This window comes from Pseudomonas sp. LBUM1668 (assembly GCF_059695715.1).
This window is the reverse complement of record NZ_CP166787.1, coordinates 681,128-704,119: the sequence shown is the minus strand read 5'-3', so window position 1 is coordinate 704,119 and position 22,992 is coordinate 681,128. Positions and strand designations below refer to the sequence as shown.

The following is a 22,992-nucleotide window of genomic DNA, read 5'->3' as shown; positions in this document are numbered from 1 at the left end:
AAAAGATCGCAGCCTGCGGCAGCTCCTACAGGAATTGCCACAAATGACCGGATCAGATCACGCGGTCACATATTTTGCGCAAACATCGGCCATCGTGCTGGCTATTGCATAGAACTGGACAGTCATAAAGTCTTTGCGGCATAGTCGCCGGGTTCTGACGACTGCTCATTCATGACAAGGACAACGCAGATGGCAACCCTACTGGTGCTGCACGGCCCCAACCTGAACCTGCTCGGCACCCGCGAACCGGGTACCTATGGGTCGACGACCCTGGCGCAGATCAATCAGGATCTGGAGCGCCGCGCCCGTGAAGCCGGCCATCATCTGCTGCATCTGCAAAGCAATGCCGAGTACGAATTGATCGACCGCATCCACGCCGCACGCGGCGAAGGTGTGGACTTTATCCTGATCAATCCGGCCGCATTTACACATACAAGTGTTGCATTACGTGACGCGTTGCTTGGAGTGAGCATCCCATTCATCGAAGTGCATTTGTCCAACGTGCACAAGCGCGAACCTTTCCGCCATCACTCTTACTTCTCCGACGTAGCGGTGGGAGTGATCTGCGGCCTTGGCGCCAGCGGTTACCGACTGGCCCTGGAGGCTGCACTAGAACAGCTTGAAACACAGGCAACGACTTGAACGACAAGCGTTAAGCGCCCCTGACCGACCCTTGGGAGTTGATGATTCATGGATATCCGTAAAGTTAAGAAACTGATCGAATTGCTGGAAGAGTCCGGCATCGACGAGCTCGAGATCAAGGAAGGCGAAGAGTCCGTACGCATCAGCCGTCACAGCAAGACCCCGGCTCAGCAGTACTACGCGCCTGCACCGATGCAAGCGCCGGTCGCTGCACCAGCCGCCGCTCCTGTAGCTGCAGCTGCTCCGGTTGCCGCTGCTGCCCCGGCGCTGAACGGCACTGTTGCCCGTTCGCCGATGGTCGGCACGTTCTACCGCAAATCTTCGCCAGCCTCGCCGTCCTTCGTTGAAGTCGGCCAGACCGTGAAGAAAGGCGACACTCTGTGCATCGTTGAAGCCATGAAGATGATGAACCACATCGAAGCTGAAACCAGCGGTGTGATCGAGTCCATCCTCGTCGAAGACGGCCAGCCGGTTGAGTACGACCAACCGCTGTTCACCATCGTTTGAACTGCGGAGAGCCTTTGATGACTGCGAAGTTGGAAAAAGTTCTGATCGCGAACCGCGGTGAGATCGCCCTGCGGATTCTGCGTGCCTGCAAAGAGATGGGCATCAAGACCGTCGCCGTTTACTCCAAGGCCGACAAAGAGCTGATGCACCTGGGTCTGGCAGACGAATCCGTCTGCATCGGCCCGGCCTCGGCCTCTCAGTCTTACCTGCACATCCCGGCCATCATCGCTGCCGCCGAAGTGACTGGCGCTACCGCCATTCACCCAGGCTACGGTTTCCTCGCGGAAAACGCCGATTTTGCCGAGCAGGTCGAGAACTCCGGCTTCGCCTTCATCGGCCCGAAAGCCGACACCATTCGCCTGATGGGCGACAAGGTATCGGCCAAGCACGCGATGATCGAAGCAGGCGTGCCAACCGTTCCAGGTTCTGACGGCCCACTGCCGGAAGACGAAGAAACGGCGCTGCGCATCGGTCGTGAAGTCGGCTACCCGGTGATCATCAAGGCCGCTGGCGGCGGTGGTGGTCGCGGCATGCGCGTGGTGCACAAGGAAGAAGACCTGATCTCGTTCGCCAAACTGACCCGCACCGAAGCAGGCGCGGCGTTTGGCAACCCGATGGTCTATCTGGAAAAATTCCTGACCAACCCGCGTCACGTCGAAGTGCAGGTTCTGTCCGACGGCCAGGGTCACGCCATCCATCTGGGCGACCGCGATTGCTCGCTGCAACGTCGTCACCAGAAGGTTCTCGAAGAAGCGCCGGCACCGGGCATCGACGAGCAGGCTCGCCAGGAAGTTCTGGCTCGCTGCGTCAAGGCGTGCATCGACATCGGCTACCGCGGCGCCGGCACTTTCGAGTTCCTGTACGAGAACGGTCGTTTCTACTTCATCGAAATGAACACTCGTGTTCAGGTGGAGCACCCGGTTTCGGAAATGGTCACCGGTATCGACATCGTCAAGGAGATGCTCAGCATCGCCGCTGGCAACAAGCTGTCGTTCACGCAAGATGACGTGGTTATCCGCGGTCACTCGCTGGAATGCCGGATCAACGCTGAAGACCCGAAGACCTTCATGCCGAGCCCGGGCACGGTCAAGCATTTCCACGCGCCAGGCGGCAACGGCGTTCGCGTCGATTCGCACCTGTACAGCGGTTATGCCGTTCCGCCGAACTACGACTCGCTGATCGGCAAGCTGATCACTTACGGCGCTACCCGCGACGAAGCCATGGCCCGCATGCGCAATGCCCTGGACGAAATCGTGGTTGACGGGATCAAGACCAACATCCCGCTGCACCGTGATCTGGTTCGTGACGAAGGCTTCTGCAAAGGGGGCGTGAACATTCACTACCTCGAGCACAAGCTGGCTGGCGAGAAGCACTAAGCTTCAGCCCGCACCAGACAAAGCCGCCTTCGGGCGGCTTTGTTGTTTCTGCAGGTTTCACAAAAACCCTGTAGGAGTGAGCCTGCTCGCGATGAGGCTGGCACATTCAGCATTTATGTTGACGGCAACATCGCCATCGCGAGCAGGCTCACTCCTACAAGGGATTGGCGCTACAAATCCAGCTCCCACAAACCGCCTGCGCTCGCGTAAACTTGCGCGCTTCTCGCAGGCCGCTAGTCTGCAATCAATATTTTTCAAAGGTGCCCGCCATGCCTTGGCTGCAAGTACGTCTCGCCATCAGCCCGGAACAAGCCGAAACCTACGAAGACGCTTTCCTTGAAGTGGGCGCTGTTTCGGTGACCTTCATGGACGCCGAAGATCAACCGATCTTCGAGCCGGAACTCAACACCACTCCGCTGTGGGCGCACACTCACCTGCTGGCCCTGTTCGAAGGCGGCACCGAGCCTGCACCCGTGCTGGCCCACCTCGAATTGCTGACCGGCAGCCCGCTGCCCGAGCATCACAGCGAAGTCATCGAAGACCAGGATTGGGAACGCAGCTGGATGGATGGTTTCCAGCCAATGCGTTTCGGCCAGCGCCTGTGGATCGTCCCGAGCTGGCATGCCGCGCCCGAGCCTGACGCAGTCAACCTGCTGCTGGATCCGGGCCTGGCGTTCGGTACCGGCACCCACCCGACCACCGCGCTCTGCCTGGAATGGCTCGACGGCCAGGACCTCAAAGACTGCAACGTGCTGGATTTCGGCTGCGGCTCGGGGATTCTGGCCATCGCCGCCCTGCTGCTCGGCGCTAAAGAAGCCGTCGGCACCGACATCGACGTGCAGGCGCTGGAAGCCTCGCGCGACAATGCCGGGCGCAACAATATCGCCGATGAGCTGTTCCCGCTGTACCTGCCGCAAGATCTGCCGCAGGTCAAAGCAGACGTGCTGGTCGCCAATATCCTCGCCGGCCCGCTGGTTTCGCTGGCACCGCAATTGGCCAGCCTGGTCAAGACCGGCGGGCGTCTGGCGCTGTCGGGCATTCTTGCCGAACAAGGTGAAGAAGTCGCTGCTGCCTACGCTCAGGACTTCGATCTCGACCCGATCGCCAATCGCGATGGCTGGGTGCGCATCACCGGGCGTCGGCGCTAGAATGGCCGCCTGCATAATCCGGATCGCCGCATGACCGACAGTTTCGTCACTCAGTGCCCGCATTGCCAAACCAGCTTCCGTGTCAGCCACGCTCAATTGAGCGTGGCCCGCGGAGTGGTTCGCTGCGGCTCCTGCCTGCAAGTGTTCAACGCCGCCAAACAGCTGCTTGAACAGCACGCGGGCAAGGACGCGGTGACGCCGGTTGCACCTGCCAATGCCGAACAACTGCCGGTTGCGCCACCGCCGGTGGTTGAATCGCCCGCGGTCGTTGAGCCACCTGTCACCCGCGCCATCAGCCAAAAGCAATGGAGCGCCTCGGAGCTGGACCTCGACAGTCTCGACCTGGACGAAGAACTCGCCCGCCTCGAACAACGGGAAATCCAGCCGACCACCGAATTCGGTCGTCCGCGCGAAGATTCCCTGAGTGCCCGTCGCGACAGTCCGGAACCGGATGAAGCGGTCTGGCCCGACAGCCTGTTCAGCAAGCCTGCCGACGAGAGAGCGGAGCCTGAAGCCGAACCGGAAGTTGTCGAGGAACCGATCAAAGCCGCCCGCACCGAGCCCTCGCTGTCGCTGGAGCCGGTGGATCTGGATGATGAACCGGCGATCCCGCAATTGCGCCTGCACGATCCGATCGATCCGAATGCCCGCCGTGAGCGCCTCTCCGCGAGTGACGACAGCGATGACGATCTGCCATTGCTCGAACCGCAGCGCAAAAAACGTGAGCGCGCAGACCCCGGTGTACGCGCCGAAGTCTTGCAGGACCTGACTGACGACCCGCTGCAACTGGACTGGCAAAAGCGCCGCTCACCCTGGGCCCGTCGCCTGCTTTGGCTGCTGTTGGTGTTGCTCGCCGCTGGTGGCCTCGCCGCCCAGTACATCGCCTACCATTTCGACGAACTGGCGCGGCAGGATCAATACCGCCCATGGTTCCAGCAAGTCTGCCCGCAAATCGGCTGCACGGTGCCGTCCAAGGTCGACATTGCCAGAATCAAAAGCAGCAACCTGGTAGTGCGCAGCCATCCGGAGTTCAACGGCGCGCTGGTGGTCGACGCGATCATTTATAACCGCGCAACGTTCTCCCAGCCGTTTCCGCTGCTGGAGCTGCGGTTTGCCGACCTAAACGGCCACCTGATCGCCAGTCGGCGCTTCAAACCCGGCGAATACTTGAGCGGCGATCTCGAAGGTTTGGCAGAAATGCCGCCACAAACGCCGATCCACATCGCGCTGGATATTCTCGATCCAGGCCCTAAAGCGGTGAATTACAGCCTGAGTTTTCACTCGCCCGAGTGAATCGCTTCATCGTTTCTGAATTGACGGCAATTTTCTGACTGCGCGCCGGGCTACCGAACCGCTGGCGATAAGAAAATAACTGTTCAGATTTTGTTCAATTCAGCCTTTATCCAGTCATCGAGAGCGGGTATCATGCCAACCCTTTTTCGAACTCTCATGATCCGGCCCCACTTCAGGGAAGTCCTATGTCGGCGGTACGCATCGGCCCATATACATTACAGAACGGCTTGATTCTCGCCCCGATGGCGGGGGTCACCGACCAGCCCTTTCGTCAGCTTTGCAAGCGTTTGGGCGCAGGGCTTGTGGTCTCGGAAATGGTCACCAGTGACATGAGCCTGTGGAACACCCGCAAGTCGCGCATGCGCATGATCCACGAAGGCGATCCCGAGCCACGCTCGGTACAGATTGCCGGTGGTGATGCACAGATGCTGGCAAATGCGGCCCGCGCCAACGTCGAACTGGGCGCACAGATTATTGATATCAACATGGGTTGCCCGGCAAAGAAGGTCTGCAACAAGGCCGCCGGCTCCGCGTTGTTGAAAGATGAAGCATTGGTGACCGAGATCCTGCAGGCCGTCGTGGCGGCAGTTGATGTGCCGGTCACCCTGAAGATCCGCACTGGCTGGGATCGCGACAACAAGAACGGTCTGACCGTGGCGAAGATCGCCGAGCAGGCCGGGATCACCGCGCTGGCAGTGCATGGCCGCACTCGCGCCGATCTTTATAAAGGTGAAGCCGAGTACGACACGATTGCCGCGATCAAGCAGGCCGTGTCGATCCCGGTGTTTGCCAATGGCGATATCGATTCGCCGGAAAAGGCCCGTTACGTGCTCGATGCGACCGGTGCCGATGGCCTGTTGGTAGGCCGAGCCGCCCAAGGGCGGCCATGGATTTTTCGCGAGATCGATCATTTCCTGCGCACTGGCGAGAAATTGCCGGCACCGGAGCTGATCGAGGTGGAACACATTCTGCTAGAGCATCTGGCCGCACTTCACGCTTTCTATGGGGATGTGATGGGCGTGCGTATTGCTCGAAAGCATGTGGGCTGGTATCTCGCAACCTTGCCGGGCGCCAAGGAGTTTCGCGCCCACTTCAATCGTTTGGATGGTACGGAAACACAATGCGCCAATGTTCGGGAGTTCTTCGCCGAGCATTACAAGAGCCTGACAGGGGACGAAGAAGGGGTGGCCGCATGACGATGATGACCGAGACTTTAGTGAGTGGAACAGCACCCGTGAGCGACAACGTGAATTTGAAACAGCACCTCAATACACCAAGCGAAGAAGGTCAGACCCTTCGCGGGAGTGTCGAGAAGGCGCTGCACAATTATTTCGCCCACCTTGAGGGCGCGTCCGTCACGGATGTGTACAACCTGGTGCTCTCCGAAGTCGAGGCTCCCCTGCTCGAAAGCGTGATGAACTACGTCAAGGGCAACCAGACCAAGGCCAGCGAGCTGCTCGGACTCAACCGAGGCACGCTGCGCAAGAAACTCAAGCAGTACGATCTGCTGTAAGCATTCAATCAAACCAGAAAGGCGCCCGCGTAAAACCGGTCGCCTTTTTTGCTGACTTCCTTTGCTTTTGATGGAAATTGAGATGACCGACCAGACTACCCGCCTGCCGATCCGCCGCGCCTTGATCAGCGTTTCCGACAAGACCGGGATCCTCGAATTCGCCAAGGAGCTTGAAGCCCTGGGCGTCGAGATCCTCTCCACCGGCGGAACGTTCAAGCTGCTGCGCGACAACGGCGTTGCCGCAGTGGAAGTCGCGGATTACACCGGTTTCGCAGAGATGATGGACGGTCGGGTGAAGACCCTGCACCCGAAAATCCACGGTGGCATCCTCGGTCGTCGCGGTATCGACGACGCTATCATGAACGAACACGGCATCAAGCCGATCGATCTGGTAGCGGTCAACCTGTATCCGTTCGAAGCGACCATCAACAAGCCAGGTTGCGACCTGCCGACCGCCATCGAGAACATCGACATCGGCGGTCCGACCATGGTCCGTTCGGCAGCAAAAAACCATAAAGACGTCGCGATCGTGGTCAACGCCAGCGATTACGCCAACGTCCTCGAAAACCTCAAGTCCGGTGGCCTGACCTACGCTCAGCGTTTCGACCTGATGCTCAAGGCGTTCGAACACACTGCGGCCTACGACGGCATGATCGCCAACTATATGGGCACCGTGAATCAGGCCGCTGAAACCCTCTCGACCTCCGGTCGTAGCGAATTCCCGCGCACCTTCAACAGCCAGTTCATCAAGGCTCAGGAAATGCGCTACGGCGAGAACCCGCACCAGAGCGCGGCGTTCTATGTGGAAGCCAAACCTGCCGAAGTCGGCATCGCTACCGCGACCCAACTGCAAGGCAAAGAGCTGTCGTACAACAACGTGGCCGACACCGACGCTGCGCTGGAATGTGTGAAGAGCTTCGTCAAGCCAGCCTGCGTGATCGTCAAGCACGCCAACCCGTGCGGCGTGGCGGTGAGCCCGGACGCCGAAGGCGGCATCCGTCAGGCCTACGAACTGGCTTACGCCACCGACACCGAATCGGCGTTCGGCGGCATCATTGCCTTCAACCGTGAACTGGATGCCGAGACCGCCAAGGCGATCGTCGAGCGTCAGTTCGTTGAAGTGATCATCGCCCCTTCCGTGAGCGAAGAAGCCCGCGCCATCGTTGCCGCCAAAGCCAACGTGCGTCTGCTGGCCTGCGGCGAGTGGTCGGCTGACCGCGCTGCCGCGTGGGACTACAAGCGCGTCAACGGCGGCCTGCTGGTACAAAGCCGCGACATCGGCATGATCGGCAGCGAAGACCTGAAAGTCGTGACCAAGCGTGCACCGACCGAACAGGAAATCAACGACCTGATCTTCGCCTGGAAAGTGGCCAAGTACGTCAAATCCAACGCGATCGTCTACGCCAAGAACCGTCAGACCATCGGTGTCGGCGCTGGCCAGATGAGCCGCGTAAACTCCGCACGTATCGCTGCGATCAAGGCTGAACACGCGGGTCTGCAAGTAGCCGGTTCGGTGATGGCATCGGACGCGTTCTTCCCGTTCCGCGACGGTCTGGACAATGCCGCCAAGGTCGGCATCACTGCGGTGATCCAGCCAGGTGGCTCGATGCGTGACGCTGAAGTGATTGCCGCCGCTGATGAAGCTGGCATCGCGATGGTGTTCACCGGCATGCGCCACTTCCGTCACTGATACACGCTCCCTCTGTGCAGAAGCTTTGTAGGAGCTGCCGGAGGCTGCGATCTTTTGATCTTGTTTTTGAGATCAAGATCAAAAGATCGCAGCCTCCGGCAGCTCCTACAGGGTTTGCACACAGAGGTTTTGCAGCGCTTTACAGAATTTGAGGTTTTTGAAATGAATGTTTTGATCATTGGCAGCGGTGGCCGTGAACACGCTCTGGCCTGGAAAGTGGCTCAGGATCCGCGCGTGCAGAAGGTTTTCGTTGCCCCGGGCAACGCCGGCACGGCGATTGAAGCCAAGTGCGAGAACGTCGCCATTGACGTGCTGGCCCTTGAGCAACTCGCCGATTTCGCCGAGAAAAACGTTTCCCTGACCATCGTCGGCCCGGAAGTGCCGCTGGTCGCTGGCGTTGTCGACCTGTTCCGCTCCCGTGGCCTGGACTGCTTCGGTCCGACCGCAGGCGCTGCGCAGCTGGAAGGCTCGAAAGCGTTCACCAAGGACTTCCTGGCGCGCCACAAGATCCCGACCGCCGACTACCAGAATTTCACCGAGATCGAGCCAGCCCTGGCTTATCTGCGTGAAAAAGGCGCACCGATCGTGATCAAGGCCGATGGCCTGGCCGCCGGTAAAGGCGTGATCGTTGCCATGACCCTGGCTGAAGCCGAAGACGCCGTGCGCGACATGCTTGCCGGCAATGCTTTCGGCGATGCCGGTTCGCGTGTGGTCATCGAAGAATTCCTCGACGGCGAAGAAGCTTCGTTCATCGTCATGGTCGACGGCAAGAACGTCCTGCCGATGGCCACCAGTCAGGACCACAAACGCGTCGGCGACGGCGACAGCGGCCCGAACACCGGCGGCATGGGTGCTTACTCCCCTGCCCCGGTAATCACCGCCGACGTGCACAAGCGCGTGATGGACCTGGTGATCTGGCCGACCGTGCGCGGCATGGCCGATGAAGGCAACGTCTACACTGGCTTCCTGTACGCCGGTCTGATGATCGACAAGGCCGGCAACCCGAAAGTCATCGAGTTCAACTGCCGTTTCGGTGATCCGGAAACCCAACCGGTGATGCTGCGTTTGCAGTCGAGCCTGGTGCTGCTGGTTGAAGCCGCTCTGGCGCAAGCGCTGGACAAGATCGAAGCGCAGTGGGATCCACGTCCGAGCGTTGGCATCGTGCTGGCCGCTGGCGGCTACCCGGGCGACTACGCCAAAGGCGCGGCGATCAACGGTCTGGACGCTGCGGCAAGCCTGGAAGGCAAAGTCTTCCACGCCGGCACCGCACTGAAAGATGGCCAGGTCGTGACCGCCGGTGGTCGCGTACTCTGCGCCACCGCAATGGGCGCCAGCGTCAGTGAAGCCCAACAGCAAGCCTACAAGCTGGCGGCCGCGATCGACTGGGAAGGCAGCTTCTACCGCAAGGACATTGGCTACCGCGCCATTGCCCGTGAACGTGGCGAAACCCAGGAATAAGCTGTCCATGAAGTCCGGTGAGGAGTACCGCTCCTCACCGGGCTGTTCCGCCGCCGCGCGTCGTTATACTCTGGCATCAACCTAAGAAGGGATTTCGCCGTGCGCTGGCTCAGGATTGCCATAAGCTTCACCGTCACGTTGCTGACCTTGCTCTGCATGCTCCCGGCCCAGGCCTCGCAAGGCAGTGGCTGGTCGGTATTGCTCGACGATCAGGGCAATCTGCAACTGAGCGACATTCGCTCAGCCCGTTACACCAATCAATTCAGCCCCATCGACCTTGACCGCCTCACCGCGGCCCAGCCCGAAGGAGCATTGTGGCTGCGTTTCAGGCTCGCGCCCGGCAAGCACGAACAAGTGCTGCGGATCTTCGCCCCGGACCTTTCACACCTCAATCTGTACGTGCTCGACGGCGACCAGTTGATCGAGCAACGCAACACCGGCACCGACCAGCCTCAGGCTGAACGGCCGCTACCGAGCAGCGACTTCATGCTGCCCCTGCCGCAAAGTGGCAAGCCTCTCGACGTCTACGTGCGGCTGGTTTCCGACCATCAGTTGCGCCCGCACATCACCCTGCAATCGGCGGTCATGAGCGCAGCCGACCAGAACCAGACACTGATCTTCGGCCTGTTGTTCGGCTGCCTCGCAATGCTGTTGCTGCACAATCTCGTGCGTTACGCCTACTCCCGTTCACGCAGCAGCCTGTGGCTCGCGGTCTGCGAGGGCCTGTTGGGGCTCAGCCTGTTGCTGTTGCTCAACCTCGCCGGCCCCTGGCTGCCGAACTGGCATGCGATCCAGACGCCAGGGGCTTATCTCGCGTTGCTGCTGACCGCGCCGGCCGGTCTGATGTTTGCCCTGCGCTTCTTCGCCCCGCTGGGCCCGCATCCGCTGAACAAACTGTTGCTGGGCGACATTCTGTTCATCGTGACTTGTAGCTTGTTGCTGTTGTTCGTCAACACCTTGCCACTGAACATCATCACTTACGCGCTGGTAGCACTCGCCGGCCTGAGCATGTTGTTTGTCGCGTCCTATCACTGGCAGAAGGGCTACCGCCCGGCGCGGTTGTTCGTGGCCGCCATGGTGGTGTTCAACATCGGTACGCTGATCATTCTTCCGGCATTGCTGGGCCTGACCTTGGTCGCGCCGCAAGGCCTGATCATGACGTTGATGGTGTTTATCTGCATCAGCGGACTGTTGATGAGCATTGCGCTGGGCGAGCGTCAACGCAGCATCACCGAAAGCCGCTTCAGCATCAGTCGCGACCTCGCCGCAAGCAATGCCGAGATCAACGCCAAGGCCGAATTCCTCGCCAAGATCAGCCACGAGATCCGCACGCCGATGAACGGCGTGCTGGGCATGACCGAGTTGCTGCTCGGCACGCCGTTGTCGGTCAAACAGCGCGATTACGTGCAGACCATCCACAGCGCCGGCAACGAACTGCTGACATTGATCAACGAGATCCTCGACATCTCCAAACTCGAATCCGGGCAGATCGAACTGGACGACGTGCAGTTCGATCTCAACGCCTTGATCGACGATTGTCTGAGCATCTACCGCGCCAAGGCCGAACAGCAGAACGTCGAACTGATCAGCTTTATTCAGCCGCAAGTGCCGCGGGTGATCAGCGGTGACCCGACCCGTCTGCGCCAGACCCTGCTGAGCCTGCTGGAAAACGCCCTGAAGAAAACCGACGAAGGCGAAGTGCTGATCGTCGTCGCCCTCGATGAGCGCAGCAGCAAACCACGCCTGCGCATCGCCGTGCAGGACAGCGGCCAGCCGATGGAGCAGGAAGAGCGTGACGCGCTGATGCACGCCGAGCTGCACAGCAAGCATTTCCTTTCGGCCAATCGTCTGGGAGGCAATCTGGGTCTGGTGATCGCACGGCAACTGATCCGGTTGATGCAGGGTGAATTCGGCATCAAGAGCGGCACCAATCAGGGCAGCACCTTGTGGCTGACGCTGCCGCTGGACCCGGATCGCCTTGAACACCCGACCTCCGACCTCGACAGCCCGCTGCAAGGCGCGCGGGTGCTGGTGGTCGATGACAACGACACTTGTCGCAAGGTGCTGGTGCAGCAATGCAGCGCCTGGGGCCTGAACGTCAGCGCCGTGCCGTCGGGCAAGGAAGCACTGGCGCTGCTGCGCACCAAGGCGCACCTGCGCGACTACTTCGATGTAGTGCTGCTCGATCAGAACATGCCCGGCATGACCGGCATGCAACTGGCAGCCAAGATCAAGGAAGACCCAAGCCTGAACCACGACATCCTGTTGATCATGCTCACCGGCATCAGCAACGCGCCGAGCAAGATCATCGCGCGCAACTCGGGGATCAAACGGATTCTGGCCAAACCCGTGGCCGGCTATACGCTCAAGACCACCCTGGCGGACGAACTCAACCAGCGCAACAAAGGCCAGGTGGTGTTCCAGCCGCAAGTGGTGAGCGCGGCCACGGTGGCCAAAGTACCGAGCGACTTCCGCATCCTCGTTGCCGAAGACAATACGATTTCAACCAAAGTGATTCGCGGCATGCTCGGCAAGCTCAACCTGCAACCCGACACCGCCAGCAACGGCGAAGAAGCGCTGCAAGCGATGAAAGCCCAACGGTACGATCTGGTGTTGATGGACTGCGAGATGCCCATCCTCGACGGCTTCTCCGCAACTCAGCAATTGCGCGCGTGGGAAGTCAGCAACCAACGCATCCGCACGCCGATCGTCGCGCTGACCGCGCACATTTTAGCCGAGCACAAGGAGCGCGCACGCCAGGCCGGAATGGACGGGCACATGTCCAAACCGGTCGAGCTGTCGCAATTGCGCGAGTTGATTGAGCATTGGGTGGCCCAACGTGATCAGCACAATCGTACGGCGTCGACCTTCTGAATCGCTCAGATCTCCAGACTGCTCAGATAATTGAGCGAGCCGCTTATTACCGACTTTTTTACCTTTTCCCGAAACTGGGCGTAATAAAGGGTGTTGAACGTGATGGCGGCGATCTGTTCGACGCTGTCATGGATCAGCGTCTCGTCCTCGCCGAACAGAAATCCTGAGATCTGTCGCTTGATCCTGAACTGACGATTATAGATGCCCATCTGCACCTTGTTCAGGCCGCTCATGACGCAGGGAATTATCTGAAAGAAACCGGCATTGCCACGAATGCTCGTAGACTCGAACAGCTTGAGCGCCAATGTATTGCGCTCCATTGCCACCAGCGCACGACGCATTGGCTCGGAAAACTCCTCGCCCATGATGGTTGAAATCCGTTGCGTCGCCTGGCCGGCCATCAAGCTGTTGCGCAATGGCGTCAAGGTTTGCGGTTTCGGCACATCCCAACCGATAAACTTGAGTACCTTGCAGTAGTACTCGAACCAGTCAGCCGAAAGACCATCCTCAATTGCCGCACGCGTAGTCATTTGTGCATAGGCGGTGCTCATGAAGATGTCTTCTCGATGTGACGCCGGCAGGCTACCGGCAAATGCCACGACGCTACCGCCCACCACCGCTGCCTGCGGTGTCATCGCAGCCGACATGATTCCACCTCCGTTGGCAGAGGCAACGTTGCAACATTGCGCGCAAGTCTGTCCCTGACTTTCAAGGCAGTCGCGGCACGCACAGGGCTGTAAAGCTGTTCAATAAGGTTTGCACACGCGTGATGCACGTGAACCAAACCGTGCAGATCATCAGCTTGATACGACTGTTGGAATGGATTGGGGCTCAGTGCCTGTCGAGTTTTGAACTCGACATACGCGCTGGTAATCGAGTTGGGGGATTTCGCGACTATCACCAGTAAACGTACATCCATCAACGGCTCTGGAACTGCGGTCGGCTTGGGCTCAACCAATGGTTGCATGTGACTGCGCAGCAGTTGGAGTGCCGGCTCTTTGTCTGGCAACCTTGCAACTCGCGCCAGAACCGCGGCGGTTGTATGGGCGTCACCCAACGCGCCGTAAGTCAACATGGCGGTAAACACATCGGGCACGAGTCCTTCTGCGTTGTAACTGAACTCCCATGTCTGATTCGACTTTTTTTGTCGTAACCAATAGGCATCGAGAACTTCCATACAGGCGTCATACCAGATTACCTCAGGAGTTTTTTCAATCTTTTTATTAGCCACCAGTTGTGCAAGCAATATCGAATTGATCAGATCATCGTAAGCCGCCGCACCATCAACTTCAGGCACAAGTACAATGGAATTTCCCACCACCATCGTCAAATATTCATCGACCATGTCCACCCCTCCTGAATATAAAAAAGGGCAGCCGACTCCGACCGCCCTTCCAACACTGATTAAATCTCGAACTCTTCGATTTTAGAAAGCGCATTCAGACCCAACTTAGTGCGTATATAGTCGCGAGTTGCATTGGCTGTATCAGTGTTTTTTCAAACACGGTTTCGCCACGATACATTTTCACGTTGCGAACATCCACATCGACGAACAGCACTTTGTCCGACGTATTCCTGCGCAGGAAACGAACTGCACCGACAGCCATTAAGGGCACACCATTTACTTCGGTACAGGCTCCGGTCGAAATACCACCCACGCCGTTATTCAGAAGGTTTCGTTCATACAGCGTCAAGGCGGTCTCACGCTTGCTCAGGGCTGCAATTGCATCGGTTGCCACTTTCAACATCAATGCACTAGTCGGACCGGGCAATGCTACACCCGAGAGAACTGAACCCAGAATCTCCAGTACCAGTTTGTCCATTCGAACACTGGTGCCGCCTACTTCAAGATCATTGTAATATTTTCTGATAGACGTCCAGCCCGCGGCTTCCATAACGTTACGGAAGAGAAGATACCATTCTTGACCTTGGTCTTCCCGCGGATACCGTTTGTTCGCCGCCAGGCTTGCGAAAAGAAAGGCATTTTGTGCGTCGGTTCGATTTACATCACTGAGGTTACCCGTAAAAGACAGAATACCCTCACCAACGACAGAGCCTTTATCCGGTACTACAACAGCATCTCCCGCGGTAATACCCGAGGCAAAACTTCGACTCCGAATAGCGGGCATCTCACTGACATCATATTGTTGTATTTCTTTCAAACACCTATCAACAAACGTTGGCTGCATCACTTGGTTACTCATCACGAATTCCTTATCGTTACTCAAACAAGCTCTCATGAACTTGTGAGAACAACCATAACCAGCCAAACAAAAACATACCAACCTAAAGATGTAACATAATCAACAAACAAAACAACAACCAACAACCAAACGAACAGCAACTCCAAACATATTAAAAAGACGTTACCGACAAAAACTTGAACGACTGATAGACTCCATCCCCACATTCTCCTGCCGTGAGCCAAGATCATGCTCCACGTGTTATTCAGCGTTTACCTGAAGATGCTGGTGCTCTACAGCCCGTTCTTCGTGTTGTCCTGCTTTATCAGCCTGACCCGTGGTTATTCGCGCAAGGAGCAACGCCGACTGGCGTGGAAAGTGGCGATTGCCACCCTGGTTTCCAGCGTTCTGCTGTATTTGTTCGGGCGAGTGATTTTCGACGTGTTTGGCATCACTGTGGATGCCTTCCGGATCGGCGCCGGCAGCGTGTTGTTCATATCGGCGCTGGGCATGGCACAGGGCAAGTCGGTGGTGCAAACCGACAATGTGCAGCAGGATGTGACCATCGTGCCGTTGACCATTCCACTGACTGTCGGCCCCGGCACCATCGGCGCCTTGTTGGTGATGGGCGTCAGCCAGCCACACTGGGACGACAAACTCACCGCGATCACAAGTATCGCGCTGGCCAGCTTCACCGTCGGCGTGGTGCTGTACCTGTCGAACCGCATCGAGCGGATTCTCGGCGATCAGGGTCTGCAGATTGTCAGTCGTTTGATGGGCTTGTTCGTGTGCGCACTGGCGGCGCAGATCATCTTTACCGGGATCAAGGGTTATCTGGTGCCTTGAGTACAGGCTCGCCGGTAATAACCACCCGGTAAAACGCCGCGAACGGTATCGTTCGCGGCGTTTTGCTGTCGCTCAGGGTTAACCGGCGCTCACCGGCCCTGCCGAATTCAAATCAAACGTTTTCAACAACCGCGTCGAGTGTGGCAAACCCTTTATCACCCCGCGCTTTGGCCAAAGCGCTCAGCCACTGCTGAGTCGCGAGCGTGTACAGGTGGTCGGCAACAATAATGTTGATTTGCACTGTCATCCCTGTTTCCCCCTCCTGCGGTTCAGCCGCGCGCACGATCAGACTGTGCGCATTGTCCGGATCGCTGAACACCAGTTGCCCATCAACCTGCGACATCACCAAGCGTTCATTGTTGGCCAGGTCCAGAACCAGCGTGCCCTCGCCGGCGACTTGCGTAGCGGACGGTCGGCGGCTATCGACAACGATGCAGTCCAGCCGCTGCCACGCTTCATCCGAGATTCGGTAGCTCGACGTAAACGCACCGAAAGCCAGAACCAACGTGGTGACCCCGTCCGGCAGCATCGCCACGAGATCGTTGACCTCACCACTCGCGTCAAGCGACAGCACCTCACCGTCGCGGTGTGCGTAACTGTCCGGCAGCCAGATGTTCGTCGCCGCTCCACGACTGAAGATCAAGCCGTCCACGGGATCGAACAGCAGTGCCACCGACTCACCGAGAGTACCCAGCAACTCAGCCCACTGCCCATCCGCGCGGCCGCCAACTTCGAACAGCCGATCCAGTTTCGGCACGTAATAGGTGTAGCGCTCCTGATGCGCTTTGATTGGCAGGAGGGGCGCATGGTTCTCCCTGCTCAAAAGTGCTCGCAAGCGCTCCTGCAACTGCTCGGGATGTTGCCCGGCTGTGTCCGACCATGTGTTTTCGAAACTGACAATACGTGCAGGCTGATGATCGAACAGCTCCAGGTTGACACCTTCGTGGGATTGTCCGAGCAGGCCTTCGCCGTCCATCAGCACTTGGGCAAATGACCATTGCGACCAGACTTTTTCCGCGCGTGGCAAATGCTCTGGATGCAACAGACGACTGCCATCGGCAAACACCCGGCGCAAACCTTCCATCTGCATCAGGGGCTGGCGATAGAGTCGCCCCCAGCCATCCAGCAGCCACGCGGCCTGTTTGTCAGGCGTCAGTCCAACCAGATCCAACTCCCTGGCACCCGTGATATTGGCCAGCAAGACCTTGCCGTCGATACATCACATCGCCAGTGAATGTTCGCTGCTGACATCGCCAGGCCCAATGATCGAAAACGGCGCAGCTTTCCACGTTTCAGCAAGTGCCGGTAAAGCGGCGAGCCAATCCGTATGCTTGCGCAACCAGTGCTTCCCGACACCGACAAAATTCATCACACCTTGCTTGTCGACCTCGAACAACAGGCCGTCTTCTCGAGTGGCGATGTAACGCTGGCCGAATTTGCTGACATCGATGACGTCACTGGCGATGACTTGCGCGGCATCCGTCTCTGCACCACGTTGCAGTAGCCCGGCGCTTTTACTGTAGAACAGCGGGAGATCGCCCAGACCTTCATCCCAGACCAGCATCACCGTATCCAGATCGAGGCCACTGGCGCGGCTTAAATGGAAATACAGACCATCGGCCAGACGAATCCAGCCCAGATCTCGAACCGCTTGCTGGACATGACTGCGTATCTGCACAAATTGGGCAGGTCCCCAAATGGCCACACTCGGCGCCATGCCGGAGAGGCTATCGGAGTAGTCACGCGGCGTTTTGAAGCGATCAACCAATGAACGCCAGTAATTCACCGACCGGCGCGGCGTGTAATCGCCCCAGGCAGCCGAAGTGTCGATGCACTCAAGCACTGTCGCGGACTCAGTCAGAATGTATTCAAAACCGGTCTCCACGCCGCTGACAACTTCAAGCATCGTTTGCCGCACCCGAATGCCGCCGGCAGTCTGTTCACAACCGACAATCCTTGAGCCACTGGCGGGATTCATCAGCCGATAGCGACGGTTGACGGTGCCGGTGATCGCGTCGACGCGCCAGACCGTTGCATGCTCGGGGTGATAGAACCAGGCGTGCCTTGTGTCGACTGCCGCCAGCATCACGCCGTCATTGACTGCCTCGGGCAGGTTGCGCGCATAGAACGTCTGGGCGTTCGCCACGTCATAGTAAGCGGTGACGAACACCGGTTGATTAGCCTCGTTCAGCGGCACCTTGAACTTGTACAACGGCACATAAGCGGTGGCGACGCGTTGCTCTGCTACCAGCCTTCGAATCCGCTCCTTCACCTCTGCCTGCGAAGTTTCTCTGCCAGCCGTAATGTTCCATGTCGACAAGGTGGCCAGCATAACCGGATGCTGCAGCGTGATTGATACCAGCACCAACCGCGCGGTTTTCCAGTCGAGGCGGAACAATTCACCGTTGGCCAGTTCGATGAAGTCCACATGACCTTCAATGGGAATTCCGTCGACGTTAAGCGTCACGCCGTTAAAGCGAATGCTTTTTTCGGCAGCCCACGCTGCATGAAGTATCCACTGCGTCGCTGCGTAATTGCGCAGGGAAACCGCAACGAGCCCCGGCGTCAGCCAGAGCTGACGGATGCCGGGAGAACGGCTGACGATCTCGTAAGAAATGCACTGTTTCCATTCCTTCGGCAACTGCGGGACTACCAACTGACGGACATGCTCATCCAGTTGCACTTCTATGTTCGTCGGTTTATGGGTCGGGATAAGTTTGTAGAGGATGTGTTTTAGCGATGGAGTGCTGTACAGGTAAAACCGTTGGTTACCTTGTTTGTCATACTCCAACTTGTAAGCCGCACTGTTGCGTAATTGAGGATAGCGGGTATAGATGCCATCGTTGTAGCTGTCGGCAATCGCTTCAATGGCCACAGCAAGAGGCGAAAGGTATGAATACCACTGTGGCCCGGGGGCCTCACTCGCGGCACGCGGCGCAACCACCTCTCCTGGCTTGGGCACGTACTTGTGCCCCGTGCCCCCCAGTTGATACTCGTATCCGTAAAAGCAGACAGGCGTACACGGCAGCACGACCGTATGGCGATCGCTGGCTCGGCCCTTGTCGAGCGTCATGACTTCGGGCAGCTCCAATGCCTCACGAATGTTGATGGCGCGGTGCATATGCTTTGCGGCAGCGGTGTAATGCGGCAACTCCAGAGGGCCGCCCACCCATGGGTAAAAACTCTGGCTGTTGAACCGGACTTGATTATCTTGCAGATCAAGGCCTGTGATGACCGCCTCGGCCGGGAACTGCAGAACCCCGTTTTCGAGCGTATAGGCGCCGGGAGTGTAGGCATTCTGGATATCGCGCAGATGATTGCCGACGGCGGTAGCCTTGTCCCGGATCTGCCCCAGATTGCTGGCGATGGCCGTCACGCCGATGCCGATACCGAGCAAGGGGACAGAGAGAATAGCCGCTGCTCCGCCAACGACGCCGCCCGCGGCCAGCGCGACGATATCCAGCCCCAGCGCTGCGACGTTGAACGCCAGCGATGTGGAAAACCGCGAACGCTGTTCATGGTTTTCGGCAATCGACAGGTTGTAAATGTCGAAGCCGATATTGGCGAGGGAGAATACAAAGCCGACGCCAGTGGCAGCACGACCGACCAACCGTCCCGATACAGGGGCCTGTCGCAGTGCCTGTTCAGCGGCAGACACCTGTTGCACCAGCCGGGCAATCTGCACCGCGTCGCTGACCACACCAAAACCCAGTTGTGCATAGTTCACATACACCTGAACCTGAAGGGCAATCGCCAATGCCGGCATCTGTCCTTCGCCGTCCTGGTAATCACGTTGGCGCATTTCAGTGATCAGCGTCTGAATCGCGAAGGCGAAACTCAAGCGACTCCCGCCGTCGGCTTCCCCCGCATGGGTGGCCTCACCGGCCAGGGTTTTCACCAGACGCTGAAGGTGTTGTTTGATCTTGCTGAACCGCGCGTCGGTGGTCGAGACCTTGAGGCTGTTCTGCGGGTGGCGTGCGTCGGCCATGGTCAGCGAGTAACCCGCATCCGGCGTTTTTTCGACGGTGTCCAGCAACGGCAGGTATTCAGGTCCCAGTTTATGCTCGGCGCGCAAAAGGTCGGTGGCCTGGGCAAACTCCTGCGTCCAGTAGCGAGCGTCCAGCTGCGCCAGACCAGCGCCCATTCGAGCGTTTTCATTCACCGAGCGGGTGCGCTCTACTGAATATTTTTCCCAGATTGAAACACCTTGAGCATCGGCAATCGCCTCACTTTGCAGAAAGCTGTCGAGCCGCAGATTGGAAGAAAGCACGGTGCTGGCTATCTTCGTGGTATCCAATTCGATTACGTTGAATTGTGCTTTGGCGATGTCGTCCAGACCGTAAAGCCTGGCCATCGCGCTCTTTCCGGCGCTCAAGTAGAGCGCCATACCCAAGGTCAGTTCTGGCGCTGCGGCGAAACTGAAAATCGCAAAGTTGGGGTCATAAAAGCGCAAGACCGGCGTATCGCCCTGCATGACTTTGGCCACCAACAGCGCATGATTGCCGGTATCGAGCAGCATCACGGCGGGCGCCGTTTTCGCTTGCAGCATCTGCACGATACCCTCCAGCCCGAGCAGGCCGCGCGCGCTTCCATGCTCGGTGATGGGCGTTTGATGCAGCTCATCCAGTGCCAGCAGCAAGGCCCGTGAATCAGCGTCATCCGGTGTCTTGCCGGCGTTGGCCACACGCCCGATCAGTGCACGCTCGGCCGACTCGCCCTGTGCCAGTGCCGACGCAGTCAGCAGCGCCAGCGGATAGCAGCGCCGACCCGGATCGCCTGCAGTGTTCATCAGTAAATCCTGCGGCATCTGCCGGCTGGAAATGGCACCTGCCTTGAAAAACAGATCACGCACCTGCCCGCCGCGCTTGAGGATTTGCGCGTGATATTCACGTCGCGCGGTGCGGTTGATCTGCTCAACGCGCTCACGCCAGCTGTTGAGCGTCAACGGTTCGGTCAGGGCAAACACCTTGAGCTCGCGCGAAGTGTGGCTGTCAGGCTGGCCACCCGGCGCCGGGGCGGTTTCGTTGACCGCTGGCTGACGCTGGCGCACGGCATTCTCGATGGCGTTGTAGCGAGCGAACAGACCGTCTTGCGTGGTTGCGTGGGCGATATCCGATACTTGCTGCCAAACACTGGCGAACCCGGCGGCGTCCAGGCTTGTAGCGCCGAAAATACCGCCCAGTATCACGCGCAGCATCGGGCTCAGGTGGTCAGGTTTGAGTGAGCCGTGGGCGACGTGGGTGAACAGTTCGTTCAGGTTGCTGGTGGACTCGACGCCAAGGGACGTCGGGATCTGGCTGTCGGGTTGCGCGATGATCTGTTGACGGGTATCAAAATCAAGGGCGAAGGCTGTGTCGAAGGTGAAATCACCGCTCAACTTCTCCTTCATGACGCGAATGAATGGCTCGCCCAAATCATTCATCAACTGCTGCAATACTGAAGTCAACAACACCGGTTTGCCTTCAATCACCGGCCAGCCTTGCTTGAACGTCAGCGTGTGTTCTTTCAGCAGGTCCGCCAACTGGCCGGCGTAACGCGACTTGAGTTTGCCGGTTTGCCATTTTTCCACTTCTTTTATTAACCAGTCCTCCTCGGTACCGTTTACCGTCCAGCCGCTGACGAGTTCCTCTTCGGTATATGTGTTGTAGCCCTGCGTCAACTTCAGTTTGTCGCGCACGGCCAGCCATTGAGCAAGTTGCAGATGTGTGGCCGCGTACTTACCGAGCCCTGCACTGGCAGCACTCGGACCGCTCAATACAATCGTGCCGCGCGATTCGGGACGAATCCCGTCTGAGTAATACTGAAGAATCGCCAGTTCCAGCCGGGGCAGATACAACTCATCCGCATGCGACAGTGCGATGACTCGTGCGGCTTTTTCTTCCATTACATCGGCGATGACTTTATTCAGCCGTGCTTTCTCTCCCCATCCCGCGCCTGCTGCATCCATCCGCCGTTCGACTTCGGTGAGACAGTCGTAGTTGACCCGTATGACTTCCATGATGGAGCGGGTCATACCACTACCAGGATGGGCCAACATATGCGCATTCATTTCCCCCCTTGAAGGATCGCTGTGCGCAGTCCCCAAGCGAATCGCTTGCCGTGAAACCCCCTTGTCCCGTGGCGCAACAAAAATATCCAGAGCGCGCGGTTTGCTGCGCGCAAATGTGGTCAACGCCTCTACATGCCGGGCAGGAATTTGTCCGCCGATGCCTTCGTAACGAAGCGCATCGCGACCCGGCATCAACGCCTCGTTGTGATCCAGTAAAAGTTTAAGAACCGCAAATCGCTGCTCTCCATTGAAACCACTGATATCCACGCCACCCAATTTGTCGGCCAACGGTGGCAAGTAATCCATGTCACTGTAACGGCCACCCTCGAGGTGCACGGCCTGCAAACGCACCACATCACTGGCCGCCGCAAAGTTGCCGCGCATGGCCACTTCGCGCTGATAGACATCCTGTAAAAAGTGTCCGGCGAACGCCTGACGTACGTCGCGCAAATCCAGATCCGATCCCGCCATGGCCTGATGCGAAGCCAGACACTTTTGGCGAAAGGCCTCAAGCGTCGCGCGATCCTTGCCATACGCCCGCACCATCAGGTCAATACGGGCCTCATCCGCCCTGCCACGCCATTGCGGTTGTTCGATGTACGCGAACATCTGGTGCTTCAACACGCGCGCGCGATCCTCGATCATGCGTGCCAGTTCGCCGGGTTTCCCGGCCAGAGCGCCTCCCGACTCCATCGCATCAATACGTGCGCTGTCGAGAATCACCCGATTCATTTCAAAAGCAAGCAAAGCGTCGCTGTCGTACCAGAGATTGAACCGGTACTGCTCAGGCTTGAGCACTTCGCGCCAGATATTCATGTAATCACGCTGAATCGCACCAACTTCACTGCCGCCCACCCAAACGAAGTGCATGATGTTCGGTACGGGTGTTGCCGCTCCGGAAAGGATCTCCACCGTCGCCGAAAGTCTCGCAATATATTCGGTCAACCCGCCTTGAATCCGATTGATCGCCACAGGTGCGGACGGTTTACTGCGTTTTAGCAGTGATCCCAGTTTCTCCTGAAACAACTTCACCGCCAGCAGTTTTTCGGCAGGATCAACGGTGTTACTGGCAACTTCATGATGCGCAGTCAGCGCCGCGTATTCCGCAGACGCGGCAAACTCGAACAACGCCAGTTGCAGTATCGAAAAATCTTCAGTCGAAATAAATCCGCCCTTGCTTACATGACTTTCCATAGCACCCATATGCATTTATCCTTGAGTCAATAGTTAAAACGTCAAACAAAACTATTGTTTAAACAGGGCGCACTCAAACAAGAAAGAAACTCAATCGGTGTCACGCGAAACATCGAACAACATTCAAAGTGCACAAGCGCATGATCCAGCAACACGTTCAGCTTTGATTTTTTCACCTGCAAACGCACAAGGCCGCGAACCCGAATGGGTCGCGGCCTT

At 58.2% G+C, this 22,992-nt stretch carries 16 protein-coding genes; 11 read left to right on the top strand and 5 right to left on the bottom strand.

All coding sequences use genetic code 11. From position 1 onward, the window contains the following. The first annotated feature begins 189 nt into the window (after window positions 1-189). The 10 genes from aroQ to ACA061_RS02995 all read left to right on the top strand — a co-directional run bounded on the left by aroQ (window position 190) and on the right by ACA061_RS02995 (window position 12,501). Window positions 190-642 carry a type II 3-dehydroquinate dehydratase gene (aroQ, locus tag ACA061_RS03040; protein WP_025111759.1) on the top strand — a complete coding sequence of 151 codons (453 nt, stop codon included), beginning with the start codon at window positions 190-192 and terminating at the stop codon, window positions 640-642. A gap of 48 nt (window positions 643-690) precedes the next feature. Then, entirely contained in the window at window positions 691-1,149 is a 459-nt protein-coding gene (gene accB / locus ACA061_RS03035; protein WP_150602560.1) for an acetyl-CoA carboxylase biotin carboxyl carrier protein, read from the top strand. A 17-nt stretch (window positions 1,150-1,166) separates the two neighbouring features. Continuing rightward, window positions 1,167-2,525 carry an acetyl-CoA carboxylase biotin carboxylase subunit gene (gene accC, locus ACA061_RS03030; protein WP_150602561.1) on the top strand — a complete coding sequence of 453 codons (1,359 nt, stop codon included), beginning with the start codon at window positions 1,167-1,169 and terminating at the stop codon, window positions 2,523-2,525. Between the two features lie 269 nt (window positions 2,526-2,794). Next, window positions 2,795-3,673, top strand: a complete 879-nt coding sequence (prmA, locus tag ACA061_RS03025; RefSeq protein ID WP_210554207.1) for a 50S ribosomal protein L11 methyltransferase — start codon at window positions 2,795-2,797, stop codon at window positions 3,671-3,673. Window positions 3,674-3,703: 30 nt separating this feature from the next. Then, window positions 3,704-4,966, top strand: a complete 1,263-nt coding sequence (locus tag ACA061_RS03020) for a DUF3426 domain-containing protein (RefSeq protein WP_150602563.1) — start codon at window positions 3,704-3,706, stop codon at window positions 4,964-4,966. Between the two features lie 185 nt (window positions 4,967-5,151). After that, window positions 5,152-6,162: a tRNA dihydrouridine synthase DusB gene (gene dusB / locus ACA061_RS03015; protein ID WP_150602564.1), complete on the top strand. Its 1,011-nt coding sequence runs from the start codon at window positions 5,152-5,154 to the stop codon at window positions 6,160-6,162. Continuing rightward, entirely contained in the window at window positions 6,159-6,479 is a 321-nt protein-coding gene (gene fis / locus ACA061_RS03010; RefSeq protein ID WP_003221275.1) for a DNA-binding transcriptional regulator Fis, read from the top strand. The genes dusB and fis overlap by 4 nt, the downstream gene beginning before the upstream one ends. 82 nt (window positions 6,480-6,561) lie before the next feature. Beyond that, window positions 6,562-8,169 carry a bifunctional phosphoribosylaminoimidazolecarboxamide formyltransferase/IMP cyclohydrolase gene (purH, locus tag ACA061_RS03005; RefSeq protein ID WP_497300549.1) on the top strand — a complete coding sequence of 536 codons (1,608 nt, stop codon included), beginning with the start codon at window positions 6,562-6,564 and terminating at the stop codon, window positions 8,167-8,169. Window positions 8,170-8,331: 162 nt separating this feature from the next. Beyond that, window positions 8,332-9,627: a phosphoribosylamine--glycine ligase gene (purD, locus tag ACA061_RS03000; RefSeq protein ID WP_497300547.1), complete on the top strand. Its 1,296-nt coding sequence runs from the start codon at window positions 8,332-8,334 to the stop codon at window positions 9,625-9,627. 99 nt (window positions 9,628-9,726) lie between these two features. Then, window positions 9,727-12,501 carry a hybrid sensor histidine kinase/response regulator gene (locus ACA061_RS02995; protein ID WP_210701123.1) on the top strand — a complete coding sequence of 925 codons (2,775 nt, stop codon included), beginning with the start codon at window positions 9,727-9,729 and terminating at the stop codon, window positions 12,499-12,501. 5 nt (window positions 12,502-12,506) lie between these two features. On the opposite strand, the gene ACA061_RS02990 is transcribed toward ACA061_RS02995, so the two are convergent. The 3 genes from ACA061_RS02990 to ACA061_RS02980 all read right to left on the bottom strand — a co-directional run bounded on the left by ACA061_RS02990 (window position 12,507) and on the right by ACA061_RS02980 (window position 14,705). Further along, window positions 12,507-13,148: a hypothetical protein gene (locus tag ACA061_RS02990; protein WP_497300546.1), complete on the bottom strand. Its 642-nt coding sequence runs from the start codon at window positions 13,146-13,148 to the stop codon at window positions 12,507-12,509. Continuing rightward, window positions 13,133-13,846 carry a hypothetical protein gene (locus ACA061_RS02985; RefSeq protein ID WP_497300545.1) on the bottom strand — a complete coding sequence of 238 codons (714 nt, stop codon included), beginning with the start codon at window positions 13,844-13,846 and terminating at the stop codon, window positions 13,133-13,135. The genes ACA061_RS02990 and ACA061_RS02985 overlap by 16 nt, the downstream gene beginning before the upstream one ends. Before the next feature lie 94 nt (window positions 13,847-13,940). After that, entirely contained in the window at window positions 13,941-14,705 is a 765-nt protein-coding gene (locus tag ACA061_RS02980) for a hypothetical protein (protein ID WP_497300543.1), read from the bottom strand. Window positions 14,706-14,933: 228 nt separating this feature from the next. On the opposite strand from ACA061_RS02980, the gene ACA061_RS02975 reads away from it, so the two are divergent. After that, on the top strand, window positions 14,934-15,530 hold the full coding sequence (locus tag ACA061_RS02975; protein ID WP_150617957.1) for a MarC family protein: 597 nt from the start codon (window positions 14,934-14,936) through the stop codon (window positions 15,528-15,530). 112 nt (window positions 15,531-15,642) lie between these two features. Here the strand turns inward: ACA061_RS02975 and ACA061_RS02970 are convergent, their stop codons facing one another. Both ACA061_RS02970 and ACA061_RS02965 read right to left on the bottom strand, forming a co-directional pair. Then, window positions 15,643-16,731 (bottom strand): hypothetical protein, encoded by a 1,089-nt coding sequence (locus tag ACA061_RS02970; RefSeq protein WP_497300541.1) that lies wholly within the window; start codon window positions 16,729-16,731, stop codon window positions 15,643-15,645. Window positions 16,732-16,749: 18 nt separating this feature from the next. Further along, complete coding sequence (locus ACA061_RS02965; protein WP_497300540.1) at window positions 16,750-22,782, bottom strand: TcdA/TcdB pore-forming domain-containing protein; 6,033 nt, start codon at window positions 22,780-22,782, stop codon at window positions 16,750-16,752. Window positions 22,783-22,992: the final 210 nt, after the last annotated feature.